Source organism: Allobosea sp., assembly GCF_017308075.1.
Lineage (GTDB): Bacteria > Pseudomonadota > Alphaproteobacteria > Rhizobiales > Beijerinckiaceae > Allobosea.
Genome location: NZ_JAFKFX010000018.1, coordinates 1 through 8,687, shown reverse-complemented (window position 1 = coordinate 8,687; position 8,687 = coordinate 1). Strand labels below are relative to the sequence as shown.

Genomic DNA, 8,687 nt, shown 5'->3' with positions numbered 1-8,687 from the left:
CGATGCCCGTGCCGACGTGTTCGATTACATCGAGCGCTTCTACAATGCCGTTCGCAGGCACTCGACCATCGGCTACATCAGCCCGGTCGAGTTCGAAAAGAAGGTGGGATTAGCTTAACTGAGCGTCCACGAAACCGGCAGCAGGCCAGACTTTTTCAACGGTATCCGCGCATCTAGTTTCGGCTGGCTCTCCAAATAATCGCGACGCGTTAAGAGAGAGGCGCTGTCGTCCTGAGAGCTTCTCGCGCGGCAAACTGAGCTTCCCATTCCGCGACGCGAGGAAATCGCTCTCTCCACCCGAAATCGGGAAAGCGCAGGTCGAGATAACCGAGCGCGCAGGCGATCGTGATCGTGCCGATATCGACCCGATCCGCCAGGCTCGCGGCATCGCGCTCGATTGCATCTAGGCTGGTCACGGCCTTGTCGAGTTGCCCTTCGAGCCAGGCCGGCCATCGCAGCTCGGGTGGTCGCGCGGCAGTCTCGTAACGCGCGAGCAGTGCTGCAGCGAGCATGCCGTCGCCGAGCGCTTGCTCGGTCAGCGCCCGCCAGCGCGCCGGCCCTGTCGCCGGAACGATCGCGCCGCCGCAGGTCTCGTTCAGATAGTCGCAGATGACGCGGCTGTCATAGATCAAGCGCCCGTCGGCGAGTTCCAGCGCGGGGATCTGGCCGAGCGGGTTCGAGGCGATCAGGGCAGCATTGCGCTGCACCGGATGCGCTGCCGTGGGCACGGTTTCGATCTGCGAGAGGCAGCCGAGTTCGTGCGCGACGATCAGGACCTTCCGAACATAGGGCGATTGCGGCGAGAAAAACAGTTTCACTCTGACGACTCCAACCAAGGAGTTTGTTTTTTAGACAAAATAATTTGACTTGTCTATTTTTCGAACTTAGTTTCTCATCCTGTCGACCAAGGGCGATGGCGCGGTCTGCGCAGCGTGATCGGTTGGGTTTCTCAGGCGGCATCAGACCGCTGAGCACGAAGGGGATCTTCACCATGACGAGGATAACGCGACGCCAGTTCATGCCGGTTCTGGCTGGAGGGATGGTCGCGGCGCATTCGGCGCTGTCGAGCCGCGTGATCGCCGATGAGGGGCCGATCAAGATCGGTGGAATCTTCCCGCTGACCGGTGCCGGCTCCGTCTTCGGCAACCAGAATTTCCAGGGTGTCGAGATCGCGGTCGACCTGATCAACGACCGCGGCGGGCTCAACGGCCGCAAGATCGCGCTGTTCAAGGGCGACGGCCACACGCCGCAGGCCGCGATCAGCGAGACCAACCGGCTCGCGGCGCGCGAGGGCGTGCGCATCTTCACCGGCAGCTCGACCAGTGCCGTCGGCATGGTCGCCAGCCAGGAGGCCGAGCGCAACGGCGCCTTCTACTGGGAAGGCATGGCGGTCGCCAACAACTTCACGGAACGGGGCTTCAAAAACGTCTTCCGCGTCGGGCTGGACGCAGGGGGGCTCGGCCGCCCCGCGCCGCGCTACATCGCCGAAGCCCTGAGCGGCCTGCTCAAGCAGGACCCGAAGGCGATCCGGATCGCCGTGATCGCCGAGGATTCCGCGTTCGGCGTCGATGTCTCGTCGGCGGCGATCGCGGAGGCGAAGGCGCTCGGCATCACCGTGGCGCTGCACGAGCTTTACTCTGCCAAGACGACCGACCTTTCGCCGCTCGTGCTGAAGCTGCGCTCGCTCAAGCCGGACGCGATCGTCGCGACGCAGTTCATCAACGATGCCGTGCTGCTGCAGCGCCAGATGAAGGAGATGCGCTATCGGCCGCCGGCCTTCATCGGCACCAGCGCCGGCCACTCGACCCTGTCATTCGCGGAGGCGATCGGCGACGACGTCAACGGCATCTTCTCGTCGTCCTATCCCAACGACGCCAATCCCGACGCACTCTCGCCCGCGACGAAGGCCGACCGCGACGAATTCCTCAAGCGCTATCAGGGCAAGTACAAGGTGGTCCCCGCCGTGCAGGAATCGCTCGGCTTCGTGGTCGGCATGTCGCTGATCCGCGACGTCATCGGCAACGCCAAGGGCGGCGAGGCGGGCGCCCTGCGCGAGGCTGCCCTGGCGGCGGACGTGCCCAACGGCGCCTACATCAACGGCTGGGGCATGAAGTTTGACGCGAAGGGCCAGAATACCCGCGCCTTCGGCAGCGTCGTGCAATGGCAGGCGCGCCGCATGGTCTCGGTCTTCCCCGAGGCGAACAAGCTGGCGGATCCGATCCTGGTGCCGCTGCCCGCCTGGGGCGCCCGCTGATCCGCCCGGCCTGCGCCGACGGTATCGCCAGCACGAGGGATTGATCGTGGAAATCTATGTGCAGCTCGCATTGTCGGGGCTGTTTGTCGGCGGCATCTACGCCCTGATCAGCGTCGGTCTGACGCTGGTCTTCGGGGTGCTGCGGGTCGTGAACTTTGCTCATGGCGAATACCTGACGCTGGCAATGTTCCTGACGTTCTTCATGTATCACCTGCTGGGGCTCGATCCGTTCGTCGCGAGCCTCGTGGTCGTGCCGATCCTGTTCGTGCTCGGCCTGGTCACCGAGCGCCTGCTCGTCCGGCGGACGCTCGAGGCGCCGCACGTCGTGCAGGTCTTCGTCACCTTCGCGCTGTCGCTCTTCCTGCAGAACCTCTTCCTGGTTCTCTTCACCTCCGACTTCCGCGCCGTGAGGGCGGAATATGCGACGGCGGCGTTCGAGATCGGGCCGTTCTACATTTCGTGGCTGCGCATGGTGGCCTTTGCGGCGTCGATCGCGCTGACCGTCGCGCTCGCCGTCTTCCTGAAATACAGCTACATGGGCGCCGCCATCCGCGCGACGGCCCAGGATCGTCGCTCGGCGCGGCTGGTCGGGATCAATGTCGACCGTATCTATGCGCTGACCTTCGCCATCGGCTGCGCCCTTGTGGGAGCCGCCGGCGTGCTTCTGGCGCCGCTCTACCCGGTGAATCCCTATACGGGCGCCGACCTCATCCTTGTCGCGTTCGTCGCCGTCGTGCTCGGCGGCATGGGCAGCATCGCCGGCGCAACGCTCGCGGGTCTGCTGATCGGCGTGATCGAGTCCTTTTCCAGCTATTTCCTCGGGGGAGAGATGAAGCAGTTCGTCTACTTCATCGTATTCATAGCGATCCTCGCCTTCCGTCCGGTCGGCTTCTTCGGCCGCAAGGGCGCCGAAGTAATGGACGTCACATGAGCGAGCGTTCCACATCCAACCCCGCCGGGGCGGCGCCCGCGCGGATGCCGCACCACGCCTGGTCGATAGCCGCCTTCGCGCTGCTTGTGAGCCTGCCGTTGCTCGTAAGCGACCCGTTCGTGCTGAACATGGTCATGATGTCGCTGCTGTCGGCCGCCGCCGCGCTCGCCTGGAACCTGTCCGGTGGCTATGCCGGCCAGCTCTCGCTCGGGCACGCCGCCTTCTACGGCATCGGCGCCTATACCTCGACGCTGCTTTTCCTGAAGGCCGGCATCAGCCCGCTGCTGGGCATGCTGGTGGGCGCCGCGATCAGCGCCGCCGCTGCGATCGTGCTGGGGATGATCACGCTGCGGCTGAAGGGCGCGTTCTTCGTGATGTCGACGCTCGCCTTCGGCGCCGTCATCCACATCAGCGCCATCAATTTCCGCGAGCTGACGGGCGGCTCCTCCGGCCTGGCGATCCCGCTGCAGCCGAGCGTGCTCAACCTGACCTTCGCGAACAAGGCGGTCTATGTCTATCTCGCACTCGGCCTCATGGCGGCCTATTACGCCGCGACCCTGCTGATCGCCGGCAGCAAGCTCGGCTACTCGCTCGTCGCCTTCCGCGAGAACCAAGATGCCGCGCGCGCGCTCGGCATAAGGACATTGCCCATCCGCATCGGCATCTTCGCCCTGTCGGCGGCGATGACCAGCCTGTGCGGGACGCTGCATGCGCAGTACTTTCTCTATATCGATCCCGACAGCGTGATGAGCCTCAGCCTGTCGCTGAACTTCGCGCTCATGGCGATCGTCGGCGGACTGGGGACAGCCTACGGGCCGATCATCGGGGCCGCCGTCGTGACCTGCGTCTCCTTGGCGATGCAGATCTACCTCGGCAACCAGATCTCGGGCCTCACGCAGCTCGCCTATTCCGCGATCGTCATCAGCGTCCTGCTCGCCATGCCCGGCGGGCTGGGACCCGGGCTGCGCGACGCCTTGAGCAGGAGGTTCGGATGGCGACCCTGACGAGCAGCGGGCTCAGCAAGAGCTTCGGCGGGCTCCGCGCGGTTCAGAACGTCTCGTTCACCGCCCGGCCGGGCCGCATCCTGTCGATCATCGGGCCGAACGGGGCCGGCAAGACCACGGTCTTCAACCTGCTGACCGGTTTTATCCCGTCGGATGCTGGCACCGTGCAACTCGACGACCGGTCGCTGGCTGGCATGTCCCCCGAGGATCGCTGCCGGGCCGGGCTGGCGCGGACCTTCCAGGTTGTCCAGCCCTTCCGCGGGCTCACCGTTCTCGAGAACGTGGTCATGGGCGCGATGCTACGAACCGCTTCCATCGCCGAGGCCCGGGAGGCGGCCGCCGCGGTACTCGATGATCTCGGCATGTCCCGGCTGGCCGGAATGCGGGCCGGCAGCCTGCCGATCGGCGACCGCAAGCGCCTCGAAATGGCGAAGGTGCTGGCGACGCGTCCCAAGGTCCTGCTCCTCGACGAGGTCATGGGCGGGCTCATTCCCATCGAGGTCCAGCGCATGATTGCCTTCATCCAAGGCCTGCGCGATCGCGGGCTCGCCGTGGTCGTGATCGAGCATCACATGAACGCGGTCATGCGTCTCTCGGACGAAATCCTTGTCCTGCAGAACGGCGAACCGATCGCGCAGGGCTCCCCGGAGGAGATCGCCCGCGATCCCAAGGTGCTCTCGGCCTATCTCGGCCCGAACTTCAAAGCCGACGGGGGGCTGTGATGCTGGCGGTTCAAAACCTCTCGGTGCGCTTCGGCGACGTGCTGGCGCTGGAGAATTTCTCGTTCGAGGTCGGTGCGGGCCAGGTCGTCGGGATCGTCGGCAGCAACGGCGCCGGCAAGACGACGACGCTGTCCGCGATCTCCGGGCTGATCGCCAATCGCGCCGGCTCGGTCAGCTTCGACGGCGAGGCGATCGAGCGACTCTCGACGCATGAGATCGTCGAGCGCGGCCTGATCCATGTCCCGGAGGGCCGCCGCCTGTTCCCGTTCATGACGGTGCAGGAGAACCTGGAGCTCGGCGCCTATCCGCGCCCGGCCCGGCCGAAGCGACAGCAGCAACTCGACTTCGTCTTCTCGCTCCTGCCCAAGCTGAAGGAACGCCGCGGGCAGCAGGCGGTGACGCTGTCGGGCGGCGAGCAGCAGATGTGCGCCATCGGCCGGGGCCTGATGTCCTGCCCGCGCCTGCTCGTACTCGACGAGCCGACGCTCGGCCTCGCGCCCATGCTGGTCGAGGAGGTCTTCGAACTCGTCCGCTCCATCCGCGACACCGGCGTACCGGTGCTCATCGTCGAGCAGCAGGTCGTGCATGTGCTGGGGAATGCGGACTTCGCCTATGTCCTCGAGAGCGGCGCCTGCGTGATGCAGGGAGCAGGCAAGACGCTGCTAGAGGATGACGGTTTGCGACGCGCCTATCTCGGCGTCTGAGAACGGTGAAGAACAATGACCCAAGCTGATCGGAAACGTGAGCTCAAGGCGGCACACCGCAGCAACCAGATCCTCGACGCGGCGAAGACCGTGTTTGTGGATGCCGATTTCAGCGCCGTGAACGTCGAGGACATCGCGAGCGCCTCGGGGCTCTCGCGCGCGACGATCTACCAGTATTTCGCCAGCAAGCAGGAGATCTACACGGCTCTCCTGCTGCGTGATCTCGACGGCATGATCGGCGGCCTGAAGCGTTCGCTGATCGAGACCGATTCCGTGAAGAACAATCTCTTCCGGATGACGACCGCGTACATGAACTTCTTCCAGGACCATCAGGAGTATTTCAGGACGCTGTCGTTCTTTTATCTCCCGGGCCGCAAGGAAGCGCTGCCTCCCGAGGCGGCGGAACAGGTTCGCGCCAAGCTCGACGAGGGCATCGCCACGATCGAGCGCGCGATCAGTCTCGGCATCGAGCGGCAGGAGGCGCGACCGGTCGATGCGCGCGCGGCGACGCTCTCGCTCTGGGGGCAGTGGATGGGCTGCGCCTATCTCGCCGCGACCGGGCGGATCTCGCTCTACGAGCGCACCAGCGAGCAGGTCTACGCCAACAGTATCGACATCTTCCTCGACGGCCTCCTGATCGACTGAGGCCGGATACTTCAGCAAAACCGCTCTTACGGGAAAGGGACTACGGTGACGATCGAAACGCATTTCCTGCGTGGGAACGGTCGCGTTCCGAATTCGCATCTGCCGCTGCTGCTCTATCGCGGGGTGATCGACGGCACGCCTCCCGAGATGGAAGCGCTGCTGCGGCGGAACGGCTGGCCGCCGGACTGGCACAGCGGGTTCGGCATGTATCCCAAGCACCATTTCCACAGCGACACGCACGAGCTGATCGCGGTGACGCGCGGCGCGCTGATCGGCCGCTTCGGCGGTCATGACGGCGTCCGGGTGACGATGGAAGCGGGCGACATCGTCGTGATCCCGGCCGGCGTCGGGCATTTCGGCGAGGAGATCACTGAGGATCTCAGGCTGACCGGAGCCTTCCCGTCCGGCTACGCCATCCATGACTTCCGTCTCGGCGACGCCGACGAATATGCCCGCATGGTCGAGCGCTCGCAGCGCGTCCCGATCCCCGCCTTCGACCCGGTCTACGGGGCCGGCGGACCCCTGACACAGCTCTGGACCACGCGTCCTGCAGGAAACGCCTGAGATGTCGATCGTCCATATCGCCGGCGGCGGCATCGCCGGCCTCGTCGCCAGCATCGTTTTCGCGCGCCGCGGCTGGCGGGTCACGGTTCACGAACGAAGCCCGGCGCTGCGGGCCAACGGCAACGGCTTCCCGATCTTCGAAAACGGCCTGCGCGTTCTCGAGGCTCTCGGCCTCGGCGATCGCGTCGAAACCTCCGGTCACCGCCTCGAGCGCTGGCGCATTTATCGCAGCTCGGGCGAGCAGGCGACCGAATACAAGCCGTTCGATGCGACGGGCGGGCGGATCGTTATGTTCCACCGCCAGGCGCTGGTCGATCTGCTGGTGGGGGCGGCGAAGGCGTCCGGCGTCACGATCGCGCCGGGCTCGCGCGTCGTTTCGGCCGAGGCCGAGGGGGCGATCCTCCTAGAGAACGGCAGCCGGCACGAGGCCGATCTCGTTGTCGGCGCCGATGGCATCAGGTCGGCGGTGCGGCGGGCGGTGATGGGCGATCTGCCCCTCGGCGAGCACCGCAAGGGCGCGCTGCGGCTGCTGATCCCGATCGAGCCGGGCGATTTCCCAGATAGCAATACGCGGGTCGGACGGGAATTCAACGACCCCAGCGGACGCCGGATCGGCTTGCTGCCATGCTCACCGACGCTGATGTACATGATCCTGGTCAATCTGCTGAGCGACCCCGAAGCCGGGCGCCAGCCCGTCGATGTCGAGCTCTGGTCCGCGACCTTCCCGATGCTGCGTCGCTATTTCGAGAGGATCGGTAACGGCGGACATTACGACGTCTACCATTCGATCTTCCCGCCGGCTTGGCATGCCGGGCGCTGCGCGCTGATCGGCGATGCGGCGCATGGCATGACCCCGGCATTGGGACAGGGCGCCAACACCGCGATGATGACCGCCTATGCGCTCTCCGCTTCGGTCTCCGCCGGCGCCTCGCAACAGGACGAGTTGCGCGAGTGGGAGCGCAGGCTGCGCCCGCTCGTCGATTTCACCCAGAAATACGCCGAGGGCATCACCGCGGGACGCCTCGACCCGAACAACGAGATCTTCTTCAGCGATCCAGGGTTGAGGCGTCTGCTCGAAGCGAACATCCCGGCCGAGTTCGGCGCCGCGGCCGCGTGATCGCGCGGCCACCCCTCACGAAAGGACCAAGATCATGTTCAAGGCTCCCCCGTCCCTCGACAAGTACGACACCTTGCAGGACACCGCCGGCTATGCCCGTCCGGCGGATGATTTCGGCCAGCATGTGCCGGCCGGAGACCATCTCCAGAACCTTCTCCACCTGAAGAGGATGCTGATCGACAAGCGCCGCTTCATGGCGCAGGACGTGATCACCTATCCCGTAGTCTATCTGGCCCGGGCGCAGGACATCGCGAACCTTCAGGAGCTGATGGCGGCGCTCGAGGTCGCGATCACGCACGAGCTCTCATTGCGTGACACGGGTCAAGCCGTCCCGGCGTGATCGACGAACCGTGGATGCCGCGGGGCCGTTTCGACAGACGACCGAGCGCCGGACATCCGGTGGGCCCGCTATTGCCTGCGGATTCCAGCGTCCGGTTTTGGGCATTGAACCAATGTCGAGAACTGGCGGATACCGTTGAAAAAGTCGTCGTTGCCGCCGATATGAAGTCCTGATTCAGTCGTCCTTGGATGGAGGGCGGCGCGATGATGGGCGAACGGCAGGTGGCGCAGGAGGCGCTGTTCTACGAGTTCAGCCTAGAGCGTCACATCCCGGCCGACCATTGGGTCCGCACCATCGACCGGTTCGTCGATCTCTCGGAGATCCGCGGGCATCTGCGTCCCTTCTACAGCGAGACGGGACGGCCCTCGATCGATCCGGAACTGATGATCCGGATGCTGCTCATCGG

The 8,687-nt window shown here is 65.4% G+C and carries 12 protein-coding genes; 11 read left to right on the top strand and 1 reads right to left on the bottom strand.

Features of this window, described 5'->3' with window-relative positions; genetic code table 11:
- Positions 1 to 118: IS3 family transposase (locus J0J10_RS00765; RefSeq protein WP_291398952.1), on the top strand; the 118-nt coding region annotated here is incomplete at its 5' end.
- 91 nt (positions 119 to 209) lie between these two features.
- On the opposite strand, the gene J0J10_RS00760 is transcribed toward J0J10_RS00765, so the two are convergent.
- Entirely contained in the window at positions 210 to 818 is a 609-nt protein-coding gene (locus tag J0J10_RS00760; RefSeq protein WP_291644447.1) for a glutathione S-transferase, read from the bottom strand.
- A gap of 173 nt (positions 819 to 991) precedes the next feature.
- On the opposite strand from J0J10_RS00760, the gene J0J10_RS00755 reads away from it, so the two are divergent.
- From J0J10_RS00755 to J0J10_RS00710, 10 genes are all read left to right on the top strand, one after another.
- Positions 992 to 2,254, top strand: a complete 1,263-nt coding sequence (locus J0J10_RS00755) for an ABC transporter substrate-binding protein (RefSeq protein ID WP_291644445.1) — start codon at positions 992 to 994, stop codon at positions 2,252 to 2,254.
- A gap of 46 nt (positions 2,255 to 2,300) precedes the next feature.
- A complete protein-coding gene (locus J0J10_RS00750; RefSeq protein WP_291644443.1) occupies positions 2,301 to 3,185 on the top strand; it encodes a branched-chain amino acid ABC transporter permease in 885 nt (294 codons plus the stop codon).
- Positions 3,182 to 4,189: a branched-chain amino acid ABC transporter permease gene (locus J0J10_RS00745; protein WP_291644441.1), complete on the top strand. Its 1,008-nt coding sequence runs from the start codon at positions 3,182 to 3,184 to the stop codon at positions 4,187 to 4,189. The genes J0J10_RS00750 and J0J10_RS00745 overlap by 4 nt, the downstream gene beginning before the upstream one ends.
- Positions 4,177 to 4,911 carry an ABC transporter ATP-binding protein gene (locus J0J10_RS00740; protein ID WP_291644439.1) on the top strand — a complete coding sequence of 245 codons (735 nt, stop codon included), beginning with the start codon at positions 4,177 to 4,179 and terminating at the stop codon, positions 4,909 to 4,911. Before J0J10_RS00745 ends, J0J10_RS00740 begins: the two co-directional genes overlap by 13 nt.
- Entirely contained in the window at positions 4,911 to 5,615 is a 705-nt protein-coding gene (locus J0J10_RS00735) for an ABC transporter ATP-binding protein (RefSeq protein WP_291644437.1), read from the top strand. The genes J0J10_RS00740 and J0J10_RS00735 overlap by 1 nt, the downstream gene beginning before the upstream one ends.
- A 15-nt stretch (positions 5,616 to 5,630) precedes the next feature.
- A complete protein-coding gene (locus J0J10_RS00730) occupies positions 5,631 to 6,260 on the top strand; it encodes a TetR/AcrR family transcriptional regulator (RefSeq protein WP_291644435.1) in 630 nt (209 codons plus the stop codon).
- 45 nt (positions 6,261 to 6,305) lie between these two features.
- Positions 6,306 to 6,824 (top strand): cupin domain-containing protein, encoded by a 519-nt coding sequence (locus J0J10_RS00725; RefSeq protein ID WP_291644432.1) that lies wholly within the window; start codon positions 6,306 to 6,308, stop codon positions 6,822 to 6,824.
- A gap of 1 nt (position 6,825) precedes the next feature.
- On the top strand, positions 6,826 to 7,941 hold the full coding sequence (locus tag J0J10_RS00720; RefSeq protein WP_291644430.1) for an FAD-dependent oxidoreductase: 1,116 nt from the start codon (positions 6,826 to 6,828) through the stop codon (positions 7,939 to 7,941).
- Between the two features lie 34 nt (positions 7,942 to 7,975).
- A complete protein-coding gene (locus J0J10_RS00715) occupies positions 7,976 to 8,281 on the top strand; it encodes a hypothetical protein (RefSeq protein ID WP_291644428.1) in 306 nt (101 codons plus the stop codon).
- A gap of 203 nt (positions 8,282 to 8,484) precedes the next feature.
- The coding region (locus J0J10_RS00710; protein ID WP_465247137.1) for a transposase at positions 8,485 to 8,687 on the top strand (203 nt) is incomplete at its 3' end.